At 41.5% G+C, this 22,546-nt stretch carries 19 protein-coding genes; 9 read left to right on the top strand and 10 right to left on the bottom strand.

Features of this window, described 5'->3' with window-relative positions:
• Positions 1-43 precede the first annotated feature (43 nt).
• From TRESU_RS10975 to TRESU_RS10965, 3 genes are all read right to left on the bottom strand, one after another.
• Positions 44-1,396, bottom strand: a complete 1,353-nt coding sequence (locus tag TRESU_RS10975) for an MATE family efflux transporter (RefSeq protein ID WP_013702281.1) — start codon at positions 1,394-1,396, stop codon at positions 44-46.
• 1 nt (position 1,397) lies between these two features.
• Positions 1,398-2,504 carry a DNA adenine methylase gene (locus TRESU_RS10970; RefSeq protein ID WP_013702280.1) on the bottom strand — a complete coding sequence of 369 codons (1,107 nt, stop codon included), beginning with the start codon at positions 2,502-2,504 and terminating at the stop codon, positions 1,398-1,400.
• Positions 2,505-2,694: 190 nt separating this feature from the next.
• Positions 2,695-3,549 (bottom strand): leucine-rich repeat protein, encoded by an 855-nt coding sequence (locus TRESU_RS10965; RefSeq protein ID WP_013702279.1) that lies wholly within the window; start codon positions 3,547-3,549, stop codon positions 2,695-2,697.
• Positions 3,550-4,202: 653 nt separating this feature from the next.
• Here TRESU_RS10965 and prs point away from each other — a divergent pair.
• The 4 genes from prs to TRESU_RS10945 all read left to right on the top strand — a co-directional run bounded on the left by prs (position 4,203) and on the right by TRESU_RS10945 (position 8,846).
• Positions 4,203-5,456, top strand: coding sequence for a ribose-phosphate diphosphokinase (prs, locus tag TRESU_RS10960; protein ID WP_013702278.1), 1,254 nt, complete (start codon positions 4,203-4,205; stop codon positions 5,454-5,456).
• Positions 5,457-5,541: 85 nt separating this feature from the next.
• Positions 5,542-6,780, top strand: coding sequence for an FGGY-family carbohydrate kinase (locus tag TRESU_RS10955; RefSeq protein ID WP_169309766.1), 1,239 nt, complete (start codon positions 5,542-5,544; stop codon positions 6,778-6,780).
• A gap of 14 nt (positions 6,781-6,794) precedes the next feature.
• Positions 6,795-7,451: an HAD family hydrolase gene (locus tag TRESU_RS10950; protein WP_013702276.1), complete on the top strand. Its 657-nt coding sequence runs from the start codon at positions 6,795-6,797 to the stop codon at positions 7,449-7,451.
• A 45-nt stretch (positions 7,452-7,496) separates the two neighbouring features.
• Positions 7,497-8,846: an MATE family efflux transporter gene (locus tag TRESU_RS10945; protein WP_013702275.1), complete on the top strand. Its 1,350-nt coding sequence runs from the start codon at positions 7,497-7,499 to the stop codon at positions 8,844-8,846.
• A gap of 76 nt (positions 8,847-8,922) precedes the next feature.
• Here the strand turns inward: TRESU_RS10945 and purA are convergent, their stop codons facing one another.
• Both purA and TRESU_RS10935 read right to left on the bottom strand, forming a co-directional pair.
• Positions 8,923-10,149: an adenylosuccinate synthase gene (gene purA / locus TRESU_RS10940; RefSeq protein WP_013702274.1), complete on the bottom strand. Its 1,227-nt coding sequence runs from the start codon at positions 10,147-10,149 to the stop codon at positions 8,923-8,925.
• A 45-nt stretch (positions 10,150-10,194) separates the two neighbouring features.
• A complete protein-coding gene (locus TRESU_RS10935) occupies positions 10,195-11,703 on the bottom strand; it encodes an IMP dehydrogenase (protein ID WP_013702273.1) in 1,509 nt (502 codons plus the stop codon).
• Between the two features lie 490 nt (positions 11,704-12,193).
• Between TRESU_RS10935 and TRESU_RS10930 the strand changes: the two genes are divergently transcribed.
• A complete protein-coding gene (locus TRESU_RS10930) occupies positions 12,194-14,278 on the top strand; it encodes a methyl-accepting chemotaxis protein (protein ID WP_013702272.1) in 2,085 nt (694 codons plus the stop codon).
• 85 nt (positions 14,279-14,363) lie between these two features.
• On the top strand, positions 14,364-14,549 hold the full coding sequence (locus TRESU_RS10925) for a helix-turn-helix domain-containing protein (protein WP_013702271.1): 186 nt from the start codon (positions 14,364-14,366) through the stop codon (positions 14,547-14,549).
• 3 nt (positions 14,550-14,552) lie between these two features.
• Here TRESU_RS10925 and TRESU_RS10920 read toward each other — a convergent pair whose 3' ends face one another.
• Both TRESU_RS10920 and TRESU_RS10915 read right to left on the bottom strand, forming a co-directional pair.
• Positions 14,553-14,981 (bottom strand): hypothetical protein, encoded by a 429-nt coding sequence (locus tag TRESU_RS10920; protein WP_013702270.1) that lies wholly within the window; start codon positions 14,979-14,981, stop codon positions 14,553-14,555.
• Between the two features lie 488 nt (positions 14,982-15,469).
• Positions 15,470-16,057: a master DNA invertase Mpi family serine-type recombinase gene (locus tag TRESU_RS10915; protein ID WP_013702269.1), complete on the bottom strand. Its 588-nt coding sequence runs from the start codon at positions 16,055-16,057 to the stop codon at positions 15,470-15,472.
• A gap of 109 nt (positions 16,058-16,166) precedes the next feature.
• Here TRESU_RS10915 and TRESU_RS10910 point away from each other — a divergent pair, with 109 nt between their 5' ends.
• Positions 16,167-17,528, top strand: coding sequence for a DUF2130 domain-containing protein (locus TRESU_RS10910; RefSeq protein ID WP_013702268.1), 1,362 nt, complete (start codon positions 16,167-16,169; stop codon positions 17,526-17,528).
• Positions 17,529-17,533: 5 nt separating this feature from the next.
• On the opposite strand, the gene TRESU_RS10905 is transcribed toward TRESU_RS10910, so the two are convergent.
• The 3 genes from TRESU_RS10905 to metA form a co-directional block, all read right to left on the bottom strand.
• Entirely contained in the window at positions 17,534-18,478 is a 945-nt protein-coding gene (locus TRESU_RS10905; RefSeq protein WP_013702267.1) for a DNA-methyltransferase, read from the bottom strand.
• A gap of 387 nt (positions 18,479-18,865) precedes the next feature.
• Positions 18,866-19,120: a hypothetical protein gene (locus TRESU_RS10900; protein ID WP_013702266.1), complete on the bottom strand. Its 255-nt coding sequence runs from the start codon at positions 19,118-19,120 to the stop codon at positions 18,866-18,868.
• Between the two features lie 18 nt (positions 19,121-19,138).
• Positions 19,139-20,053 (bottom strand): homoserine O-acetyltransferase MetA, encoded by a 915-nt coding sequence (gene metA, locus TRESU_RS10895; protein WP_041612416.1) that lies wholly within the window; start codon positions 20,051-20,053, stop codon positions 19,139-19,141.
• A 48-nt stretch (positions 20,054-20,101) separates the two neighbouring features.
• Here metA and TRESU_RS10890 point away from each other — a divergent pair, with 48 nt between their 5' ends.
• Together TRESU_RS10890 and TRESU_RS10885 are read left to right on the top strand one after the other, a co-directional pair.
• Positions 20,102-21,058, top strand: coding sequence for an alpha/beta hydrolase fold domain-containing protein (locus TRESU_RS10890; protein ID WP_013702264.1), 957 nt, complete (start codon positions 20,102-20,104; stop codon positions 21,056-21,058).
• A gap of 3 nt (positions 21,059-21,061) precedes the next feature.
• Entirely contained in the window at positions 21,062-22,528 is a 1,467-nt protein-coding gene (locus tag TRESU_RS10885) for a peptidase U32 family protein (RefSeq protein WP_013702263.1), read from the top strand.
• The last annotated feature ends 18 nt before the right edge of the window (positions 22,529-22,546 follow it).

Below are 22,546 nucleotides of genomic sequence, written 5' to 3'. Positions count from 1 at the left end.
TTGTTGCGGTAAATCCCTGGCTACAGTCAGGGATTTTTTTATGTCATTGTTCTATGCTGAATTTTTTCTTTCTGATAATCAGGTATGAAGATATTACTGCTGTTCCGGTTATTATCCAGCTGATTGGATAGATATTCATTATTGTTTCAAACGAAGGAAATTTTTTGAATACGGTTGCAAGCCAGGTAAGCCGCAAGAAACATGAGCCTGCCAATGTAAGAATTGCCGGAAGCATTGAGTATCCCATTCCGCGCAAAGCTCCTGCTGTAATTTCGTAGCTGCTTGTAAGAAATTCAAGGGACTCTACATGAACTAGTCTTATGAGCGCAAACGCAATTACCGCTTCATCCACGGTGTAAACTCTAATCACTGCTCTTCTAAAGAACACAAACACAAAGCACATTGCTCCGGAAATAATCACGCTGCATAGCATTGAAAGCCTGTAGATTTTTTTGCATCTGCTGAATTTTTTTGCACCGTAGTTCTGGCTTGTGAATGTTGTGGCTGCCTGAGTGAACGCGCTTACGACAAAGTATGAAAAATATTCAAAGTTAAGCGCCGCCGCCGAGCCTGCCATTGCGTTGCTTCCGAATGAATTTATTCCGCCTTGAATGCAGATGTTTGAAAAGCAGAACACCATTCCCTGCAATCCAGCCGGAACTCCTATGCGTGCGGTTTTTGCAAGCTGGATTTTGTTTATATGAAGTTTTCTTAAATCAAGCCTGAGTCCCTCTTCTTCATTCAGCAGAAAGAAAATTATCATGGTTGCGCTTACGTAATTTGAAATTACAGTTGAAATTGCAACTCCCGCAACTCCCATTCTGAATACGATTACAAACACAAGGTTCAGGATAACGTTGAGAATTCCGGCTGCAATCAGGCAGTACAAAGGACGGTTTGAGTCTCCCTTGCTTCTTAGAACAGCCGAACCAAAGTTGTAAACCATGACCGCCGGCATTCCAAGAAAGTAAATCCGCAGGTAAAGAGCCGCAAGAACTAGAACTTCATCGGGCGTTCCGATTGCTTCAAGAATTGGCTTTGAAACAAGTGGTCCTATTACCGCAAGAAAAATTCCGCTTATGAGTGCCACAGAAATTACTGTATGCACCGCCGACTTGATTTCGTCCTTTCTGTTCTGGCCGATTAAAGTTGCAATCAGAACATTTGCACCAATCGACATTCCAACGAAAATATTTATGATTAAGTTGATTATTGGAGCGTTGTTTCCGACCGCCGCCAAAGATGTGCTTCCAGAAAATCTTCCCACGACTGCTACATCCGCGGAATTGAAAACTTGCTGAAGAATGCTGCTTGCCGCAAACGGAAGAGAGAACACCAGAATCTTTCCAAGAAGCGGGCCGTTAAGCATGTCAACTGAATTTTTTCCTGCGCTCATTTTACGACTTCTCCAGAACAAAAAGATATTCGGAAACGTGGATGTTTCTTGCGTTGAGGTTTCGCGAGCCTCTGAATGTATTATACGCGATTTCAACGGTTTTGAGTTTTCCGTATTTTTCAAGCATTGATTTCATTTCGCCGAATTTTATAAATCCCTCTGAATTATATGAGATTATTATGAATTTCGCATCAAGCGCACTGATTATTTTTTCCATTGAATTTAATGCGCTGTTTTTTTTGTTGAATATTGAGCGGTTCCAGTTTGCGGGAATTCCAGAAACTTTGCTGAGCTTTGTGTCCGGTATTTTGTTTTGCGCGATTATGTTCAGCATGAAATAATTTGAGCCGTAAGGATGCTGGTTGTAAGGCGGATCTAAATATGCAATGTCAATTTTTTTCAGTTTGGAAGAAAGCTCGACTGTGTCTTCTTTGTAGATTTCAGTTTTTGACTTGAAGTTGCTGAATACCGGAACTGGGAGTTCCACTTGTCCCATGATTCTTGAAAGCGCGTTTTTTCCTGTTCCGCCAAAACAGCCAAGCCCGGTGTTTTTGTTTTTGTAGAATCCCTTGAAAATTCCAGAAGTGTTTACGTGGACAGAAGCTTCTGTTAAAAGCGGCGCAATAAAAAATTTCTTGTAATCATCGCAGTCAACAATCTTGTCTATTAGCGCACGGTAAGAGTCGATTCGTTCCGCGTTTTCCCTTGTGTAAAAAGCCCGCTCGCCTTCCTTAATGTCATCTGTGTTTTTTGGCGCGTAGTTTCTGCAGATTATCCCTGGGATTTTCTGCTCGAAGAATTCTTTTTCAATTGATTTTCTGTAGCTGAAATATTTTTCGCTGTCAAAGTCTTTCTTGTTGAAAAGGTAGCAGCTGTTCAGGATTGAAGAATAGTCTTCCAAGTCATTTACGATTACTGTTGAAGAATGCTGCTTGAGCATCCGCGCGACAATTCCCGAGCCTGAAAATAAATCCGCGCAGACAAGCTTTTGCTTTTTAAGCTTTGATTTTATCAGTTCAATTTCGGCTCGGATATTTCCAATCAGAATCCGTTTGTTTCCGATGTAAGTTATAATTTGCGTTGTCAGGTAGTCTGTGTTTTCTGCCATTTTCTGTTCCTCGCAAATTCAGCGGAATGGTTTACAGTTTCTGTTTTGCTAAAGATTTAAAAAGAAAATTTCTGTGCTCTAAGATACTCCAGAAAACAAGGAACTTCAAGGGATTTTTACGCGGAAAAATTGCTGTAAGGAGGATGGCAAAATACAATGTCATTCCTGTGCCACGACACAGGAATCCCTTTTACTCGCCGTTTATAATGCCGTCGGTGCAGATTATCTTTGCGCCGGTGAGCTTGTCGTTGTCGGTTGTGCTGATATTCGTTTTTAGTATCTCCCACTGTGCTTGTGGGCCTTTGTAGTACACGGTTTCTAGTTTATCACATTCAAAGAATGCACCTTCTTCAATGGAAGACAAACTTGCAGGGAGAGTTATTTCTGTAAGCCGACTTCCGATAAAAGCTTCAGTTTTAATAGTTTCTACATTATCTGGGATTACAATCTTTTTAAGATGGTAAGTTGCTCCAAAAGCGTTTTTTTCAATACTCTTCAAAGAATTTGGCAATGTTATTCCCGTCAATTTGGCAGAAGCAAAAGCACTCTCTGAAATTTCTGTGATTTCGACTGCGGAAAGGTCAAGATTGATATGGATATAGCTAGGATTAGCAAATACTGAATCTATTTTCTTGCTTATTTCTTTCAGGATATTTTCATCAGTCAGTTCTTTGCTGGTAATTTTCACTGTGCAGACATTCGGATTTTTCCTAGTTCCGCCTTCCAGTCCGCCAATTACAGTCGTGGCATTGTCGGCAGTTACTAATTTTCCCCACACGGCATAGAGCGTAACATCCGCCGTGCCGATTGTGTACCCGGAATTGTCATCGTAGGCTATGTTTCCGCCGGCGGATGTCGCCCAGCCAAGAAAGTCCTTTTTTTCCATAGTGAATTCATTTGGCGAAAGATTTTGAGGCTCACCGTAAGTAAAAATCTGGGGATTCATTGTACCGCTTCCGCCGTTCGCGTCAAATGTTACGGTGTAGGTTACTTTTGGGGTTGCCGGATTTGTTACCTGACCGCTGTCATCATCCGAACTTTGCACAGCAGACTCGGATTGTTGAACTGCCGCAAATGCGTCATCATCCGAACCGCCGCTTGAGCCATCCGAACAGGAAGTAAATGCAAATATAATGCTAAGAGCAAGAATACAGGCTACGATCGCATGGGGGGGGTAGTGAAGTGAATGTTAAATTTCATTTTGTCTCCATAAAATAGATTTGTTGTATATCTATAATTATAATTATAATGAGTTTATTTGAAATGACAACTTAAGCGGCAAAAAAGTTAAAAAAAAATCCGCATTGCAAAGGAGATACTCCGGTCGAGCCAGAGTATGACATAACGGCAAGTAATCAACCTTGGTTACAAAATCAGGGCAACGCATTATAAATGTATTCAGCATAAAACTGGCTCCAAGTCACGGTTTCCTGGTTCAAAATCGCGCAATAATGCGCTACACGCTGATTGTTGCAAAGTAACTATAGAATTGCCCGCTCACGCGGTCGCAGCAATCAGAGTGTTTTTGCCCCAGAAACCGTTCCTTCGCGCAAACTTTACTTAAATTATTTATAATGCGTTTGTCCTGGTTACAAAATTCATCTTAATTGACCTATGTTCCATAAAACGGTATTATATGCGTAAAATCTCTGCATAAATCTTCTGCTTTCAAAAAAATCTAAATAAGGGGTAAGAATAATGCCGTATTCTGAGCCAACTGATCTTGCTGTTGTAGCGTGTCCGGGCGGAGAGTCTTTCGCCAACGAAGTCATCACACATTTGCGCCATATGTACAAGCACCGTTTTTCTTTGAAGAGCGATGTCATTTCAAAACGCTACGGACTTGAAAAGGAAAATATCGTTCAGCAGATTAACTTGAAGAATGATATCGAAACTAGCGATCTTTGCATCCGCGGTGTAACAGACAAATACCGCGCGCCGTTTTTTAAGGTCAACGCAAGGTTCACATATTTTGCAAACGGAGAATTCAAGACAGAACTTTTGGATTGCATCCGCGGAAAAGATGTTTATATTTTTCAGGATGTTGAAAACCACGAAAAAATTGCTCTTAACGACGGAAAAAACGTTCTTAGCCTAAGCGTAAACGACCACGTTATGAGCCTTCTTGTTACAATCGATGCTGTGCGTCAGGCTGGAGCGCGCCAGATTACTTTGGTTTTGCCGGCTTATCCTTACAGTCGTCAGCATAAAAAGAAGAGTCGCGAAGGTCTTACAGCCGCTCTTTTGGGACACATTTATGAGATGATGGAAGTTAAGCGCATTATCACGCTTGACCTTCATTCACGTGAAATTGTAAATGCGTTTGCCCACACTCACTGCGAAAATCTTCATGCTTCATATCAGATTATCCGCGAGCTTGCACGTGTAGTTGATCTTACAAAGGAAGATCTTGTTGTTGTAAGCCCGGACACTGGAGCGATTGACCGCAATAAATTCTATGCGACTGGACTTAAAAAGCCGCTTGCTATGATTTACAAAGAGCGCGACTATTCAATCGTTACTCAGGATGCAAAAAATACAAACATCAAGAGCATAAAGCTTTTGGGCGATGTAAAGGGAAAGGTTGCTTTCCTTGCAGATGATATGCTTGGCACAGGCGGAACTTTGCTTAAGGCAATGGGATTTTTGCATGAGCAGGGCGCGACAAAAGTTATTGCCGCAATCAGCCTTCCGTTCTTTACAGGAAATGCGATTGAGCAGTTTGATGAAGCGTACAGCAAAGGTTTGTTCTATAGAATAATTGGAACTAATGCGGTTTACCATGAAGAGCTTTTAAAGCGCGAATGGTACATCAGCACAAATGTTTCTGGTCTTTTTGCAAATGTAATCACAAGGCTTCACCACGACCAGTCTTTGAGCGACTTGCTTGATAACCGCACAATCATAGACAAGCTTATAAAAGTTTCAACTCCTGCTGAAAAAAGCGAGTAATATTTTAAAACGGCATATTTCTTTTTGATGAATGATTTCTAAGAAAAGCAGTATGCCGTTATTGTTTTTGGAAAATTGTTTTGTTATGGAACAAACTGTTCTTGCCGTTGATATTGGAACATCTTCTTTAAAGGCTGCCTTTGTTTCTGAAAAAGGAAAAATCAGTGCGTTCAGCCGCCGTCCATTTTTGCTTTGCAATACGGAACACGCTTCAAAGGAATGGCTTCCTGCCTTTCAGAATGCTTTGCAGGATTTAGTTTCTCAGTCGCCGGAAATCCGTCCAAGCGGAATCTGCGTAAGCGGAAACGGTCCTACTCTTGTTGCCCAGTCAGGCGAAACTCTTTTATGGAATGAAAAAGTTGTTCAGTTGAAATCCAGTTCACTTTTTATTCCGCGCTTGCTTGCGTTTAAAGACAAGTTTTCCGATGTATGGAAAAAGAGCGGGCTAGTCTACAGTGGTCCTGAATATTTTCTGTGGCTTCTTACCGGGGAGTCTTGTACAATTCTTCCTGAAAAAAGATTTGAGTCCGCATATTGGAACAAGCAGCTTCTTTTGGAAAGCGGATTTTCAAATGATGAAATAAACAAACTTCCTTCATTTACAGAGCCTTCTCACAAGGTTGCCGGACTTTCAAGAAAAGCGTCTTCATTTTTGGGCGTGGAAGAATTTGGAATAAAAGAAGGGCTTCCTGTTTTTTGCGGCACTCCAGATTTTATTTCTGCGCTTGTTGGCACTGCGACTGTAAAGCCGGGCGTTTTGTGCGACAGGGCAGGTTCAAGCGAAGGTCTTAACTTCTGCACGGCTGTTCCTCTTGAAGGTGAAAAAATAAGGACGCTTCCTTCTGTTGTTCCGGAACTTTGGAACGCTTCTGTTTTGCTTCCTGATTCAGGCTCAAAGTTTGATTCTTTTAAATTGAAAATTGAACGCGAGCTTGGAAGCCAGATTGAATATTCGGTTCTTGTTCAGGAAATAATAGGAAACGACGGAACAAATGCTTCTTTAGATCAAGGCAAGTATCTTATGATTCAGACTGCGCTGAATTTAAAAGATGCGCTTGGAATTTTAAAAGATGCCGCTGCAAAAAAAAGAATTCCGTTTCCTGATGAAATGCGAGTTGCAGGCGGACAGGCAAAAAGCGCGCTTTGGAATCAGATGAAGGCCGACATAACTGGAATGAAAATTTCAGTTCCTTATTGCCCTGACGCAGAACTTTTGGGAGATGCCGCGTTTGCATTTACAGCGTTGAAAGTTTTTCCTAATTTGGTTTGCGCATCTGAATCCTTGTTTTCCAAGGCGGAAACTTTTTATCCGCAGAACTACTAAAGGCTTGGGCGCACGTGAAGCTTTATTCAATTCCTAGGAAAATTAAAACTTTTATTTTTGACATTGACGGAACTCTTTACACAAGCCCGGAATTTGTTGCGGAGCAGGTTGATGTTCAGATTCGGCATTACGCGCACATAAACGGCATTTCCGAAGATTCCGCAAGAAGCATGATTGAAGACTACAGAAAAAAATGGAGCGCGGAACACGGTGGAAAAAAAATCAGCTTGGGAAACACTTTTCCTGCGTTCGGTGTGGATATTGAAACTAGCATAAAGTGGCGCAATGAGCTTTTGCAGCCGGAAAAATTTCTTTCGCCAGATTTAAAGCTAAAAGAATTTCTTGGGGAGCTAAAAAAATCTTTCAACTTAATTTGCGTTACGAACAATCCTGTAAAAGCCGCAAGAAGAACTTTGGATGCAGTTGGAATTTCAGATCTTATTCCAGAAGTAATTGGACTTGATACTTGCATGAAGTCTAAGCCCGCAAAGGAAATGCTTGAGCTTGCCGCAAAAAAGACTTCAAGTGAATTCAGCGAGTGTGTTTCTGTGGGCGACAGATTTGACATAGACATTGCGCTTCCGCTTGAGCTTGGCATGGGCGGAATCCTTGTAGACGGCGCGCATGATGTAGTAAAAATCCTTGACGAAATCTCTGATAAAATCTATTGACTAAAAAAATTCTTTGCTGTATAAGTTTGAACTTCGAGGTGTTTTATGGCTCAAGAAAAACTTATTGACAAAGTAAACGATACTCCGCTTAGAAAAATCGCTTATCCGCTTGTAATTGAAAATCTTCTTTTTCTTGCATTTTCCAGTATTGATGTTTTTATGTTGTCTGGATATTCGGACAAGGCAGTTGCAGCTGTCGGTCTTATAACCCAGTACACTTGGTTTCTTCTTGTCTTGCTGCAAGTGATTCCAAACGGCGCGACTATTTCCCTTACAAACTTTTTGGGAGCAGGGCAGGTTGAAAAAGCCAAGAAAATTTCCCGGACGGCATTGCAGATGGTAATTGTGTTCGGTTTGTTTTTTGGTCTTGTGTTCGCGTTTTTAATTCCGCAAATTCTAAAAAAATACAACATTGACGATGAAGTGCGGTTGTTTGCAAGCCAGTACGCTTTTATTTATTCAGCGTTTTCTGTTTTCAGCGGAATCTCTATTGTTCAGTCTTCTATTTTGCGCAGCTACGGACACACAAAAGACGCTATGGTTGTAAATGCAATTGCGAACTCTTTAAATATCGTGGGCAACGCTCTTGCCTTGTACGGCTGGTTCGGTCTTCCGATTTTAGGCGTTAAAGGCGTTGCAATTTCCACAGTTGCAAGCCAGTTTGCAGGAGCTATTATTCTTTCTGTTAGAATCGCTTGCTTAAAAGATTCAAAGTATTCAATAAAAAATCCGTTTAAAATTGTAAAAAGCGAATGGAGACAGATTCTTAAAATTGGAGTTCCTACCGCAGGCGAAAGTGTTTCCTGGAATTTGTCGCAGCTTGTTATAATGATAATAATTACAACGTTTGGAACAGAAGCTATTGCCGCGTTCACTTATCTTATGACGATTTTGCGTTTTATATACATGATTGCTATTTCCATAGGAACGGCTTCTCAAATCAAGACCGGACATTATTGCGGCGCAGGACTTCAGCAGACTGCGTACAAAAATGTTTTTTGCTATCAAATTTCTGGAAGCGCGGTGAGTCTTTTTTTTGCGACTGTGATTTTTATTTTCCGCCATCAGATGATTGCATTTTTTACTACGGACGTGGCGATTACTTCTATAATACTTTCTGTAATGCCGGTAACATTTTTCCTTGAGCTAGGGCGTTCCATAAATGTTATCATTATTCCGTGCCTTATGGCTTCTGGAGACATTCACTTTCCTGTTGGAGCCGGAATCTTTTCAAACTGGATGATTTCAACTTTGCTTTCTTATGTCTTTGCTGTTTTGTTTGGCTGGGGATTCATTGGAGTTATAATTGCTATGGCGTGCGATGAGCTTTTCCGCGGAATTCTGATGATTTTTAGATGGAAGTCAAAAGTCTGGATGTATAAAAAGGCTGTGTGAAAATTTTATTAAGGCAAATGACAAAGCCCGTGCAAAAAACTTGCACGGGCTTTGTCATTTTAACAACACTGTAGATTTACTTTTTCCAAGGGTTTTTGCGGATGAATGTTTCGTCACGATCGTAGCCTACGGAAATAATGCTTACTGGTGTGCCGGTAAATGCTTCAATGAATTCCACGTAAGCGCGCGCATTCTTTGGCATTTTTTTATAGCTTCTGCATTCTTTGAGCGAAGTTTTCCAGCCTGAGAATTTCTGAAGAATCGGCTTTGCGCTGTTAAGCTGGTCGATGTTTGCAGGAAAGTCTGTTACAATTTTTCCGTTTATTTCGTAGCCAACGCAAGCTTCAATCTGATCCATTGCATCGTAAATATCAAGGTGTGTAAGAACGAGGCTGTCCAAGCTGTTTACACGGCAGGCATAGCGCAATGCAACCAAATCAAGGTAGCCGCATCTTCTGGCTCTTCCTGTTGTAACTCCGTATTCACGTCCTGTGTCGCGCACATACTGGCAAAGCTCGCCTTCGCTTGTGGCGTTGAACTCTGTTGGCATCGGACCGTTTCCTACGCGTGTCTCGTAAGCCTTGAAAACTCCAAGAATGTGGTCAAGATTGTGAGGACCGATTCCGCAGCCTGTAGCAGCTCCCGCCGCGCAAGAAGCTCCGGAACTTACATAAGGATATGTTCCAGAATCAATGTCGAGCATTGCGCCCTGTGCGCCTTCAAAAAGAATGTTTTCCTTGCGGAATTCCCACATCTTTTGTGTAAGGTCTACACGCATCTGCAAAAGCTGTTCTTTGTATTTGTCAAGATAGTCAAGGTCTTCTTTTTCAAGGTCAGCAAGCTTTTCTGTCCAGTCCAAGTCTGCAAGCCGAAGTCCGTCGCGGTGCGCTTTTTCGCTGTATGCGATTCCTATTCCGCGTCCAGTTGTTCCGATCGGACGTTTGCGGGACGCATCTCTGTCTTTGTCCATCTGGCGGTATCTTGGAAGAATAAGGTGCGCGCGGTCAGAAATAAATACTCTGCCTTCCCAGTCCACGCCGTTGTCTTTTATCATCTTAAGCTCTTCGAACAGGGCTTCCGGGTCGATTACCATTCCTGCTCCAAGAAAAACCTTTTTGTCTGAATAAAGGATTCCGCTTGGAACTTGATGAAGCGCAAATTGTTTTCCATCTACAACAATTGTATGTCCTGCGTTCGGACCTCCTGAATAGCGGACAACATATTTTGCGTCTTTTGCAAGGTAGTCTACAATTTTGCCTTTTCCTTCATCGCCCCACTGAGCGCCAATGATAACAACATTCATTTATAATTCCTCCAAGGCTTTTTGCCTAGAATTTTTAATTTAGTTTCAGCTGTGAATAGAAGTGTTGCGTACTGTAACGTCGTGCGCGCTTCCTTCGCTGATTGTTGTAGATGAAACAAGTGTAAGTTTTGCTTTTTGCTGAAGTTCTGGAATTGAAAGCGCGCCGCAGTTGCACATTGTGTGGATTACCTTGCTCATTGAAAGTGAAACATTGTCGTGCAAGCGTCCGGCATAAGGAACATAAGAGTCAACGCCTTCTTCAAACGCCATTCCCTTTTTTCCGCCGAGGTCATAACGCTGCCAGTTGCGCGCCCTGTTGCTTCCTTCGCCCCAGTATTCCTTTACGTAGTTTCCGTTGATTATAAGCTTGTTTGTAGGAGACTCATCGAATCTTGCAAAGTAACGTCCGAGCATTACAAAATCCGCGCCCATTGCAAGAGCAAGTGTTATGTGGTAGTCGTGAACGATTCCGCCGTCTGAGCAGATTGGAACGTAGATTCCTGTCTTTGAGTAGTATTCATCGCGCGCTTTTGCAACTTCGATTGTAGCTGTGGCTTGTCCGCGTCCAATTCCTTTTTGCTCGCGTGTAATGCAGATTGAGCCGCCGCCGATTCCGATTTTTACAAAGTCCGCGCCGTTTTCTGCAAGGAACATAAATCCTTCGCGGTCAACAACGTTTCCAGCTCCAACTTTTACATCTTTGCCGAATTTTTCGTGGATGTCGTGGAGAGCTTTTGCCTGCCATTCTGAATATCCTTCGCTTGAGTCAAGGCACAAAATGTCAACACCAGCCTTCAAAAGAGCTGGAACTCTTTCCATATAGTCGCGTGTGTTGATTCCTGCTCCAACAATGTATCTGTGGTTAGTGTCCATAAGCTCATTTGGATGAGTTTCGTGGTTGTCGAAGTCTTTTCTGAATACAATTGAAACAAGATGATTTTTGTCATCGATTATAGGAAGCTGATTTACTTTGTGCGCCCATATTAAATCGTTTGCTGCGCTCAAAGTGATTCCGTCTTTACCAGTAACAAGCTTTGCAAATGGCGTCATGTATTCGTTTACTTTTGAGTTTGCAGGAACATGGTCGATTCTAAAGTCGCGCTCTGTGATAATTCCTTCAAGCTTTCCGTGCGCAGTTCCGTCGTCTGTTACGGCGATTGTGCTGTGTCCGGTTTGTTCTATTAAAGATACAACTTCTTCAAGAGTCTGATCCGGGCGGATATTTGAGTCGGAAGTTACAAATCCTGCTTTGTATGATTTTACGCGCGCAACCATTGCCGCCTGGTTTTCGATTGTCTGCGAACCGAATATAAAGCTGATTCCGCCTTCTTTTGCAAGGGCAATTGCCATTTTGTCATCAGAAACCGACTGCATGACTGCGCTTACCAAAGGAATGTTCATTGAAAGCGAAGGTTTTTCGCCTGATTTTTTGTTGAATCTTACAACAGGTGTTTTCAGTGAAACATTTTCTGGAATGCATTCTGCGGATGTGTAGCCGGGAATTAACAGATACTCACCGAATGTGTGAGACGGTTCTTCGTAAAAGTATGCCATTTTGCCCTCTTGAAATGAAATTTGGCAGCTATAGTGCCTTAGAAATTTCAGCATATTATATAAAAAATGCCCTGTTCTGTCTATTCTTTAGTTATGGAGGAAAAAAACAACTAGCTCGTAAGCGAAGCGATTCAATCGCCTTTTTCTCTCCCTCCCTGCCACCATCCTTTCCTTGCAACACTTAGGGCTGCGCCTTAAGAACCTGCTTGAATTACAATGTATTTTGTCATTATCCTACTTGACCCGATAATCTATTTGTTGTTGTTAAGTGGACTCCCGTGTCGGGGCATGGAAATGACAATTCGCTGAATATGCGGTAAGAAAAAATGCATGCGAATTTTATGTATAGAGGCAGTTCTATACAAACAAATCGCTTGACAATGTTGACTGGGGGGGGGTATTATTATTTTGTTTTTTGATTGCAAAGATGCAATTGCGGCAGCATCCCTGGAGGCGGGATAAATTTTAGTTGCAGTTGCAGGGGGGATATATGCAAAAAAAACTTTTTTCGAGCCTAAAGGCACGCCTTTTAGTTTCCATTCTTTCAATAATTATTGTTTCAAATTTGTTTCTTGTTTGCTTTTTATTTGTAAATTCACGAAACGAACTTATGAAATCCCTTGCTGAACAAAACTCAAGCTTCACGTATTCTACCGCACTGCAGATTCACAACATAAATGACAGGGAGTACAAAATGCTTGATTCCCTTTCAAAACTGCCGCTTATTCGTGATGAATCTGTAGACATTAGAAAAAAATGGGAAATGATAAATGCCATTAGCAAGGAAGATTCTTCTTATATTGGAATGGCAATTTATGATGAGAAAGGCATAGGTTATACAACTACAGGAAAATATCAGGACTTGCACACAAGAGAATATTTAACAAAAGCCCTAAAAGGAAACGTTGCTATTCTTGATCCAAACTGGAGTCCCGTAAATGGAAAGCTTTCGACTTTTTACGCTGTTCCTTTTTATGGTCAGGACAGCCGGCAGGCAGGTGCTGTTGTAGATAGCCTTGGACTTTGCCAGACAGTTTCTGAGATGATTATGGGAAAAAATTCTCATCCTTATGTAATTAATATTAAGACTGGAAAATATGTGGCGCACTCCGATGTTGAGTTTTTAAAGCAGGAAAAAAGCCTTTATGACAATGTTCCGGCAGAGCTTGAATCTGTTATAATGAAAATAAAATCTGGAGAATTTGGCTCTGAATTCTGCGTTGATAAAAATACAAAAAAAGAATACAGCGTTTCTTATTATCCTGTAGGCGGATATACTGACTGGACTGTAATCTGTTCTGCTCCTGCTGATGACTTTTTGGGTGGACTGAACAGGCTTTTTTTGCTTGCTGTTGTGATTTTCTGTGTATTTACGTTTTTTGCGGTTTTCATAGTTTCAGCATTCGTCTTGAAACTTTTGAAGCCGCTTAATGTTTTAAAATCTTCTATAAAAATGATTGCTTCTGGAAATGGAGATTTGACAAAAAGAATCGAAATTTATTCAGATGATGAAATTGGTGAGGTTGTTTCCGGATTCAATGAGTTTATAGAAAAATTGCATAAAATTATAAGCGATGTAAAGGCTTCAAAGGATAGGCTTCTTTGTTTTGATTCAAAGTTGCAGTGTTCGGCAGAAAACTCAAATTCTTCTATTTCAAATATTGTTTCAAATATTGATATAGTGAATGAGGAAATTTCAAAGCAGTCAAATTGTGTGGATGCTACAACTGATTCTGTACGCGAAGTTGCGGACAATATAAGCAGGCTGGATAGTCTTGTGCTTGAGCAGGCAAAAGGCACAGAAAATGCATCTGCCGCTGTTGAAGAAATGGTTGGAAATATTCATTCTGTAAATAATTCTGTTGAAAAGATGGCTGAAAGATTTGAAATGCTTCTTTTGGATGCTCAGAACGGCTCTTCTATGCAGGACAATGTTAGTGAAAAAATAGCGCACATAGCGGGAAAATCGGCAAGTCTTCAGGATGCGAATGCTGTTATTGCATCTATTGCTGAACAGACGAATCTTCTTGCTATGAATGCCGCAATTGAAGCTGCTCATGCAGGAGAGGCTGGTAAAGGATTTAGTGTTGTTGCCGATGAAATTAGAAAACTTTCAGAAACATCTTCTTCCCAGTCACATAGTATAAGCGAGCAGCTGAGCGGAATACAGAATTCTATATCAGATGTAGTTTCTGCTTCGGAAGAATCCACAAAGTCTTTTGATTCTGTTGTTGAGGAAATAGAAGCTACAAACCAACTTATGCAGGAAATAAAAAATGCGATGCTTGAGCAGCAGGAAGGTTCTTCGCAGATAAACGAATCTCTTGCGATTATGAGAGACAGTTCCAATGAATTCAAGTCTAAATATGAAACGATGAATGAAAAGAACAAGTCTATTCTTGAAGAGGTATCAAAATTAAAAGAGGCGACTTCTGTAATGAATATCCGAATCTCTGAAATGGAGCAGGATATTTGTTCTGTTTCTGATACTGGAAAGTCTTTGTTTAAAATTTCAAATGATATGAGCGATTCTATAAGGAATATTGGCAGTAGAATTGACGAATTTAAAGTTTGAATCTAAACTGTCTCTGGAAACTTTAGTTTTTAGAGGCAGTTTAGAAATAAAAACTTGTTTTTAAAATAAAATCAGGGAACAGATTATGGGAAAGCAGAAATTTTCTATAGAGTTTAAGCTTGAAGTTATAGGAAAGTACGAGATGGGAACTTGCGGCTACAAAAAGCTTGCAAAGATGTACGGACTTTCCCGGGACACTGTGCGCAGCTGGGTCTTGAATCCAAAGTTAAACCCTAAAAAGAATTCAGAAGAAGAAACTACTGAGCAATAATTTTTATCCTCTTTGTTTTAGTGCGGAAAGATTTTTTTCTAGCAAAATAAGGCGGTTCTTTAGCTCCCGTACTTGATCAAGACTTTTCATTATCTTGGACTGCATATATGTGTCCGCAAGTATTCCGTCGAAAAGAAAATCCGCGAATGTTGCAAATGTCATTGTGTTCATTCTAAAATCCACAGGAATTACAACCTGCCTAAGTTCCGCCTGAAGTTGCTGCAAAAGAAAACTTATCTGGTTCATTATGTCTGCCGCCGTATTCAGCTTGTAATGCTTTATAAGGTCAACGAGCGTTCCTCCACCGAACATATCAAGAAATCCCCAGTTGCGCGCGCTTTTGAATTTCTTTTCCGCCGCTTCTACAAGTGGAAGTATTTGCCGTATAAGTGCCAATGCCCGTTCGAGCCTGTTTTTTTCAATTTCGTCCATAGCCTTAACTATAAAATAAATAGAAGAAACTTGCAAATTTTATCAATCCCTATGGAAATTATTCATCAGGCGGCGGAGTGGTTGTTAGCTAAGCCAGAACTGTTTGATGTAAACATTTTTCTGTAGTATTTTGAAAGAAAGTAAATGCCCTATTCTCCCGGTCGCCTCCATATTTTTGGGTTATAAAGTCGTCCAATGTGTTGCAAACGAATGGGATGCTCTAATTTTTAACTCTTTAATATAAATTCCGCAAAAAGAATTTGTGCCTGTGCTTACGAGAGCTATAATGCAAAATCGGCGCTACAGTCAAACTGTATAACAGGCACAGACTTTAAAAATACGCTGTACAGTTTGTCTGTAGTTGTTATACAGCCAAACTGTACAATAAGCACAGCCAAACTGTAGCGTCGTCACAGGAAAACTGTATAGCTTATACAGACTGTCCTGGATCTTGTCTCTCTTTCATTGTCGTGCTTGACGTGATAAATTTACGCCCTCAGGCATCTTCTTATTGTGTTGCGGGAGACACCCACAAAATGCGCGATTCGGTTTATGCTCATGCCCCAGCGGTGCATTGTCTTTATCTGGAATTCCGCGCCGTCCAGAAGATGCCCGTTGTTTTTTCTTCCCTTGGGACGGCCGAGATGCACGTTCTGCGCCCTTTTGAGCGCGAGGGCTTCCTTTGTGCGTTGGCTTATCAGGTTGCGCTCGATTTCCGCGCTAAGTCCGAACGCGAACGCAAGAACCTTGGACTGAATGTCGTCTCCGAGGCGGTAGCTGTCCTTTATCGTCCAGATCCGCGCGCCCTTTTCCATAATCAGGTTCAGAATCGACATAATCATAAAAAGACTTCTGCCTAGACGCGAAAGTTCGCTGCATATAATCAGGTCGTCTTTGCGAATGTGCGAAAGAAGCCTGCCCAGCTCGCGTTTGTCCGGCGTGAGCGTTCCGCTGATTGTCTCCTCAATCCAGGCTCCCACCTCAAGCGAATTCTTTTTGCAGAACCGCAGAATCTCGAACCGCTGGTTTTCCACCGTCTGTCTGTCCGTGCTGACCCGAATGTAACCGTAAACCATAATGATAAGATAATCATTTTTAGATGGAAAGGAAAATTCTTGTTAATCTGTGCAGTTTTTGCAAAAAATGGTATATATTATATGTGCATGGCAAGAAATGAGGTGAAAAATGAATATAAAGTGTCCTAACTGCGGGCAGCTGATTGCACTGGAGCAGAATGTTTATGATTCGATTGCGAACGATGTGCGCAACGAGCAGTTTGAAAAAGAGCTCGAAAAACGCGCGGTATCCTTGAGCAAGGAAAAAGATGCTGCGGTTCAGCTTGCGGTCTCAAAGGCACAGAACGAAAAGGAAAAGGAAATTGCGGCTCTGGAAGCTAAGCTTTCAAAAATTGCGGCGGAATTTGAGGCGGAAAAGCAAAAGTCAAAATCGGAATTTCAGGCTGCGCTGGCGGAAAAAAATCAGCAGATTACCAAGATTTCCGCGGAACTTGGAGCGGCAAAGGAAAAGTCGCAGTCGGAGATGAAAATAGCTCTTGCCTCAAAGGAACAGGAAATCGCGCTTTTGAATGAAAAGATTAGTTCGGGCAAACGTGATTCTGAGATTGCAGTGAAATCCGCAGTTCAGGACAAGGAAAAGGAAATAATTCAGCTTAAAAGCGACTTTGCGGTGCTTGAAAATAAATCGAAAAGCGAAGTGTCTTATATAAAAGAGCAGTTTTCGGCGCAGCTCAAGGCGAAGGACGAGGAAATTGCGTTCTACAAGGACTTCAAGGCGAAGGAATCGACTAAACAGATTGGCGAGGATTTGGAGCAGTTCTGTCTTACTGAGTTCAACAAGAACCGTGCGCTTGGTTTTCAGAATTCGTATTTTGAAAAGGACAACAAGGTTTCGCGTGCTTCGGGAAGCAAGGGCGACTTTATTTTTAGGGAAGCGAGCGGCGACGGTGTGGAATTCATTTCAATTATGTTCGAGATGAAAAATCAGGCTGACGAGACGGCGACTAAGCACAAGAACGAGGATTTCTTAAAGGAGCTGGACAAGGACAGGAACGAGAAGGGCTGCGAGTATGCGGTTCTGGTTTCTATGCTTGAAAGCGACAATGACTACTACAACACTGGAATTGTGGACGTTTCGTACAAATATCCAAAGATGTACGTAATCCGCCCGCAGTTTTTTATTCCGGTGATTACTTTTCTGCGGAACGCTGCTATGAATACTCTTGAGTCTAAGCGTGAACTTAGGCGTATTCAGGAACAGAACATGGACATCACTCACTTTGAGGAAGACTTGAACAAATTCAAGGACGGATTCAGCCGAAACTACGACCTTGCAAGCCGTAAATTCATGAGCGCAGTTGAACAGATTGACAAGGCGATTTCAAATCTGCAGAAGATGAAGGAGGATTTGCTTAGCTCCGAGAATAACTATCGTCTTGCGAACAACAAGCTTGAAGATTTGACCGTGAAAAAGCTTGTGAAAAACAATCCCACAATGAAGCAGAAGTTCAACGAACTGAAAGGGGAATGAAATAACTACTTCCCCTGCCACTTACCCGAATTTCGTTCCCAGAAAACGCCGTCGCTGTAGCCCTGGATGGACTTGTCGGTTTCCGCGAGGGCAAGGCGTTTTTCTGCCCAAAGGCAATATTCTTCGTTCTGTTCGATTCCGCAGAAGCGCCGGCCGAGCTTTTTTGCCACAACGCTTGCAGTGCCGCTTCCCAAAAACGGGTCAAACACGATGTCGCCGGGGCGCGAGCTTGCAAGAATCAGCTTAGCGTAAAGTTTTTCGGGCTTTTGCGTAGGATGGTCGGTGTTTTCGGGCATTGACCAGAACGGAACTGAAATATCGTCCCAAAAATTGGAAGGATACGTAAGCCGGAAGTTTCCCTCCGATTCCTCATCCCAGTCCTTCGGCTTTCCGTCAGCCTTGTACGGCGCAAGGACTTTCCGCTTCATCTTTACGGCCTCAACATCAAAATAATAGTCGGCAGGATTTTTTACCGCAAACCAGATGTCTTCCATTCCGTTCTTCCAGTTTGACTTTGCTCCGCGTCCTTTTTCACGCTGCCAGGTAATCCTGTTCAGAACTGTAAGTTCCCTTTCAACAGCACGCTGAAGAGAGGAAGTGCATTTCCAGTCGCCGCAAATATAAAGCGAGCCGTTGGATTTGAGCTTTTTGCACACAGCCGGAAACCATGTCGCCAGATATTCGTCATAGCCTTCCTGCGAGCGCGAGGCGAACTTCATTCCGTTGAAATTTTTGGAAAGATTGTACGGCGGATCAATGATAATCAGGTCGGCGAATCCGTCCGGTGTAAACTCAAGCATTTTCAGAATATCGCCGTTCAGTGTGCGGTTCACGATGTCCGTTTCCGCAGAAATATTCGATTCGGTGAGCAGGCGGCTTTTCAAGTCTTCAATTTCCTCTGGTTCAAGCGTCAATGTCCTGTTGTTTGCCGCGCGTTCTTTTTTTTCCATCAGACTGTCCGTTTTTTTAGTTTATAATATTCTCTATGGACACTATAAAAGATTTTTATAACTCTGTCATTGCCGAGCATAGACTTGAACTCTAGCAATTCTCTATGGACTGTCCATATAGGCCTACTATGAGGTGTGCATAGCGTTCGCTATGGTGGGGGCGTAGAAGTGCTCTATGGGATGTTCGTAGTGGACGCTATAGGGTGTCCATAGAGAGCTACTATTGATACTCCATAGAAGACGAAACGGAAGAAAAGGCAAGTCCACTAGGCGTTATTTATCGTTCCCTTAAGCTCCACTTAATTCTCATCAGGACAAAGTCGCGCATATCCTCATAGAAGTACATATTGGGCGGAGTTATGCCGATTTTTTGAAGAGCCTGTTGAATCAGCGGATTTTTGTAGCAGCGAACATCAGGGCGTTCAGCTGGAGCTTGTATGCTTCATCGGCGGAAAGGGTGAGCATTGCGGAAATCTTAAGGAAAATCTCTTCTTTTGTCGTAACGTATTTATAAAGATTTGCACGCGACCAGATGAGTTTGTCCGTAATCGTCGTGATAGCAATTTCGGTGTACGGCATCTGCGCAAAAAGCGAGTCCGCTGCTTCCTTTATCTGGTTTAGCCTTTCTTTTTTTTTTATCACTCTGCTTATTCAGTCTCTTTATACTCCAGTAAACCTATATGGAGTTTCTTGGTATACGTAGTAGTTCAGCCAGTTTGAATAGAACAAGTGCGCTGTGCTTCTCCATTTTGAAAAAATCGGCTTGGAAGGATCATTGTCTGTAAAATAATTTTCCGGCATTGATGGATTTATTCCTTTTTTTAAATCTCGCTTGTATTCTTCTGCCAATGTTTCAGGGTCATATTCCAAGTGGCCTGTCATAAAAATACTTCTGTTGTCTTTTGACTTTGCAAGTGTAACTCCAGTTGTTTCTGAATATGCAAGCAGCGAAAGTTTTTCATTTGACGCAATATCTTCTGTGAGTATTTTTGTGTAGCGCGAAGTTGGAACTGGAAAATAATCATCAAAGCCGCGCATTAAAGGTTCTTTTGAGTCTAAAAGTTTTGAGTAAAAAATTCCTGAATACTTTTTTTCAACAATGTGCTTGTTTATTCCGTGCAGATAATAAAGTCCTGCCATTGCACCCCAGCAAATGTAAAGTGTACAGAAAACATTTTTTTTCGCGTAGTCCATTATTTTGCAAAGTTCATTCCAGTAGTCAACTTGCTCAAATGGAATCTGCTCTACCGGCGCGCCTGTTATAATCATTCCGTCAAATTTCCTGCTGAAGATTTCTTCCGATGACATATAGAATTTTTCCAGATGATTTTTGTCTGTGTTTTTTGAAATGTGTCCTTTCATCTGCACAAGCGAAATGTCAATTTGAAGCGGAGTATTTGAAAGAAGCCTAAGAAGCTGAGTTTCTGTAACTTCCTTTGTCGGCATTAAATTTACAATCGCAATTTTGAGCGGACGTATATCTTGGGAAACTGCGCGCTCTTCTGTCATCACAAATATATTTTCATTTTCAAGAGTGCTTCTGGCTGGAAGGTCGGAATCAATTCTGATTGGCATGGACGCATTATAGCAAGTTTTCATGTAATTTGCTATAATCTCAAAATTATGGAAATCAAAGTTGACAGAAAGGCCGCAGTAAAAAAACTTAAGGCTTTGGTTTTGTCTCCAAAAAACGAAGTTGAGGCTTTTAGAAGCAAGCTGGAAAAAAAATTCAAAGCGGATTTTATTCCGAATCATGTTGAGCGCACTGAGAAAAAAATCGGCGGCGTAAAATGCGATATTCTTGTTCCTGAAATTTTTGCTTCGAACAGGATTGTGATTTATGTTCACGGTGGTTCTTTTGTTGGAGGTTCGCGGGACAGCTGGAGAAGTTTTTGCTCAATCTTTGCAAATGCTGTTTCTGCAAAAGTTGTTGTGCCGGAATTCAGACTTGCTCCTTCTTATCCTTTTCCTTCTTCAATTGAAGATGTTGAAAAAGTTTTCAGCGGAATTTTAGAAGATGATGAATCTAAGGAAATTATTCTTGCGGCAGACGGAAGCGGTGCGAGCATTGCGTTGGGACTTATGCTTAGGACTGAAGAAAAAAAACGCAGCTTGGTTTCAAAAATAATTTTGATTTCTCCTTGGCTTGATCTTTCAACTGAAAATCTTTCGAATAAAAAAATCCGCGATGAAATTTTGGGAAATGAAGATTTGCGTCATGCATCTGATCTTTACACTTATTCTTCCAATTTAAAAAATATTCAGGTTTCGCCTTTGTTTGCTTCTGAAAATGATTTTTCAACTTTTCCTGAAGTTTATATTCAGTGTGGCGAAAAAGAAATTCTTCTTGACAGCGCAGAAAGTTTGGCGAAGAAAATTATTTATTCAGGCGGAAAATGTGTTTTGGATGTCTGGCCGGAAATGATGTTTATGTTTCAGATGGCGGATGAATTTTTGCTTGAGTCGCACGAGGCTGTTGAAAAAATCGGACACTACATAAACAAAAGAAACGGACTTTCAGAAAGCGAAATAAAAGAGCGGGAACGTCTTATGCGTGAAAATAATATCGCGGTGGAATAAAATATGGAACTTCTTTCTCCTGCTGGAAATGTTGAAAAACTTAAGTACGGATATATTTACGGCGCTGATGCTGTTTACATTGGACTGAAAAATTTTTCTTTGCGTGTTAAGGCAGACAATTTTTATGAAGATGAATATAAAAAAGTCTGCGAACTAAAAAAACAGTTCCCCGGAAAAAAACTTCACTGCGCATTGAACATTGCGTTTCATAATGACGAGATTGACAGGCTGATTCAAAATATTCCGTATTTTAAAAATTATCCGATTGATGCTTTTATTGTTCAGGATTTGGGAATTGTTCCGATTCTTCAAAAAGAATTTCCAAAAGCGGCATTGCATCTTTCAACGCAAGCAAGCTGCATGAACCGTGAAGCTGTAAAAGTTTATAAGTCGCTGGGATTCAGCAGAGTTGTAATGGGACGCGAGGCTTCTTTAAAAGAAATTGCTGAAATAAAAAACTCAGTTCCAGAAATGGAAATTGAATGTTTTGTTCATGGCGCAATGTGCATCGCATATTCCGGCCGCTGCTTGATGAGTGCGTATTTAAATGGACGTAGTGCGCAGGAAGGATTTTGCAGCCATACTTGCCGCTGGGATTATGATGTTCTTGCAAGCCTTGGAGAAAATGCCAAGCAAATTTCAGAAAGTGGAAATCTTGTTTTGCGTGAACATAAACGCCCTGATGAATTTTTTCCAGTTTATGAAGGAGAAAATTTTACAGCCGTGTTGTCGTCAAAAGATTTGTGCATGATAGATCATCTTGCGGATTTAAAGAATGCCGGCGTGGATTCGCTTAAAATTGAAGGACGAATGAAAAGTGTCTATTACGTTGCCTTGATTACGCGGGCTTACAGAAAGGCGATTGATGCGCTTGAAGGAAAAATTCCGCAGGAGGAAGCAACGCCTTTTGTTGAAGAACTTTATAAAGTAAGCCATCGTCCGTTTGCCACAGGATTTTATTATAATAAATCTGATGCGGATGTTGCGGTAAGCGGCGCAAGCGACAGTCCGTTTGAACTTTCCGCGGAATTTGGAAACGAGCTTTCTTTGCAGGATGAAAACTCTATTCTTGAAAAAGCCGCGCTGAATAAAAAAATTCGTGATGAAAAATACAATTCGCTTTGCCCGGAAGCAAAAGCCGCCGCCGACAAAAGATTTGCAGAGCATCCTGATTTGAATCTTCCTTTCGCTGAAAAAATTGACGGATTTAAAATGTACAGCTTTGAAAGCCTTAACATGATCACAAAATCCACAGAACTTGAAATTGTTTCTCCCGACACTGTTGCGCAGAAAATTTTATGGGGAAAAGATTTTGTGCTTGTGAATCCAGAAAACGGCGAATTGTACAATTGGGTTTGCAACGGGCATTCTTGCGTTTTCTATACAAGGCTGAAACTTCAGCAGGGAAGTTTGCTTCGCTCAAAAGATCCTGATTATATTGAAGGAAAATTCAGAGACAGCGGAAGATAAAATTTTTCTGCTTTTGAC

Source organism: Treponema succinifaciens DSM 2489 (assembly GCF_000195275.1).
GTDB lineage: Bacteria > Spirochaetota > Spirochaetia > Treponematales > Treponemataceae > Treponema_D > Treponema_D succinifaciens.
This window is presented reverse-complemented; position numbering and strand designations above follow the sequence as displayed.

Bases quoted from the DNA above. Each gene is read 5' to 3' on its own strand.
- TRESU_RS10975 (WP_013702281.1), bottom strand. From the start codon at position 1,396: ATGAGCGCAGGAAAAAATTCAGTTGACATGCTTAACGGCCCGCTTCTT.
- TRESU_RS10970 (WP_013702280.1), bottom strand. From the start codon at position 2,504: ATGGCAGAAAACACAGACTACCTGACAACGCAAATTATAACTTACATC.
- prs (WP_013702278.1), top strand. From the start codon at position 4,203: ATGCCGTATTCTGAGCCAACTGATCTTGCTGTTGTAGCGTGTCCGGGC.
- TRESU_RS10955 (WP_169309766.1), top strand. From the start codon at position 5,542: ATGGAACAAACTGTTCTTGCCGTTGATATTGGAACATCTTCTTTAAAG.
- TRESU_RS10945 (WP_013702275.1), top strand. From the start codon at position 7,497: ATGGCTCAAGAAAAACTTATTGACAAAGTAAACGATACTCCGCTTAGA.
- purA (WP_013702274.1), bottom strand. From the start codon at position 10,149: ATGAATGTTGTTATCATTGGCGCTCAGTGGGGCGATGAAGGAAAAGGC.
- TRESU_RS10935 (WP_013702273.1), bottom strand. From the start codon at position 11,703: ATGGCATACTTTTACGAAGAACCGTCTCACACATTCGGTGAGTATCTG.
- TRESU_RS10930 (WP_013702272.1), top strand. From the start codon at position 12,194: ATGCAAAAAAAACTTTTTTCGAGCCTAAAGGCACGCCTTTTAGTTTCC.
- TRESU_RS10925 (WP_013702271.1), top strand. From the start codon at position 14,364: ATGGGAAAGCAGAAATTTTCTATAGAGTTTAAGCTTGAAGTTATAGGA.
- TRESU_RS10920 (WP_013702270.1), bottom strand. From the start codon at position 14,981: ATGGACGAAATTGAAAAAAACAGGCTCGAACGGGCATTGGCACTTATA.
- TRESU_RS10915 (WP_013702269.1), bottom strand. From the start codon at position 16,057: ATGGTTTACGGTTACATTCGGGTCAGCACGGACAGACAGACGGTGGAA.
- TRESU_RS10910 (WP_013702268.1), top strand. From the start codon at position 16,167: ATGAATATAAAGTGTCCTAACTGCGGGCAGCTGATTGCACTGGAGCAG.
- TRESU_RS10905 (WP_013702267.1), bottom strand. From the start codon at position 18,478: ATGGAAAAAAAAGAACGCGCGGCAAACAACAGGACATTGACGCTTGAA.
- metA (WP_041612416.1), bottom strand. From the start codon at position 20,053: ATGCCAATCAGAATTGATTCCGACCTTCCAGCCAGAAGCACTCTTGAA.
- TRESU_RS10890 (WP_013702264.1), top strand. From the start codon at position 20,102: ATGGAAATCAAAGTTGACAGAAAGGCCGCAGTAAAAAAACTTAAGGCT.
- TRESU_RS10885 (WP_013702263.1), top strand. From the start codon at position 21,062: ATGGAACTTCTTTCTCCTGCTGGAAATGTTGAAAAACTTAAGTACGGA.